This is a genomic window from Streptococcus sp. GMD6S, from assembly GCF_000297015.1.
Genome location: NZ_AJRH01000226.1, coordinates 1 through 707 on the forward strand (window position 1 = coordinate 1; position 707 = coordinate 707).

Sequence of the window (707 nt, forward strand, 5' to 3'; positions counted from 1 at the left end):
GACCATTCTCCAAGAACAGAGGCATACATACCCACAAATTGAGAAATGTACTTGGCTGAAGCTGCTTCAACTGCTTGTCCTGTAGGATACTGAATCAGTGCTCCTAGTGCCACGAAGAATACAGCTAGGATAGCAGTTCCAATGTAACCAACGTTAAAGTCGAAAAGGGCGTCCGCTGTATTAAAGTTGACGGTCTTTTTCTTTTCAGCAGACCAGAGTGAATTGACGGCTGAAATTTCAATAGGGGCAGGCATCCATCCTAAGAGGGAAACGATAAAAGGGAGTGCCGCCATTTGCCAAGGTGTCTTTTCGACAAAATCAGAGCTGTATTCTGGATGTTTAATTGCTGCAATGATAACTGCAAGAACAGTTGCAATGGTCAAAGCAGACATGATCCATTTTGCCATACCATCTAATAGTTTGTAGCCACCAAAGAGTAGCATGGCCCAAATGACTGCAACAAGGATAAGGGACCACTGAGTGATGCTAAGTCCAATCATTGGGAAGGCGCTAGCGATGATGGCTGAGCAAAGGATAGCGACTCCAGCTGTATTAACCATAGCAGAGAAGACATTGAGGACAAAGAAAATCCAGAGATAGATTTTTCCTTTTTCAGCATAGCCTTCTACCAAGGTTTTACCAGTGTCGGCAGTATATTCGGCACCAAAACGGAAAAATGGATATTTAAAAACATTGGCCAAGATAAC

1 pseudogene is annotated in these 707 nt (G+C 43.3%); it reads right to left on the reverse strand.

The features are described from left to right. Positions 1–707 (reverse strand): annotated as a pseudogene (locus tag GMD6S_RS09830) (divalent metal cation transporter); the annotation flags it as partial.